Here is a 334-nt window from a genome sequence, read left to right as displayed (position 1 = left end):
CCGACTTACCCTGAGTGGACGAGCCTTCCTCAGGAACCCTTAGGCTTTCGGCGGACAAGATTCTCACTTGTCTTTTCGTTACTCATACCGGCATTCTCACTTGTATGCTGTCCAGCACTCCTTACGGTACACCTTCAACCTGCATACAACGCTCCCCTACCCTGCGTCACCTTCATTCCAGCCTCGAAGCTGCGCGTTTAGCCCTGGGTGCATTTAGCCAGATTCCTTGAATCTACTTAAAAGTAGAATCTGGCGAATGTCCCGTGTCTAAACGGAAACCTCAAAGATGCAATGAAGGCGACGCGAGCCATAGCTTCGGTGGCGTGTTTAGCCC

Annotated in this window: 1 rRNA gene (cut by a window edge); it reads right to left on the bottom strand. The window is 51.8% G+C overall.

What is annotated here, in order from left to right:
* Positions 1 to 334 (bottom strand): 23S ribosomal RNA (locus ABEA66_RS32740); its annotated part reaches 213 nt to the left of the window's first position; the annotation flags it as partial.

The organism is Paenibacillus vulneris, assembly GCF_039543185.1.
GTDB lineage: Bacteria > Bacillota > Bacilli > Paenibacillales > NBRC-103111 > Paenibacillus_S > Paenibacillus_S vulneris.
Note: the sequence above shows the minus strand (reverse complement) of the source record. Positions and strands in the feature narration are given on the sequence as shown.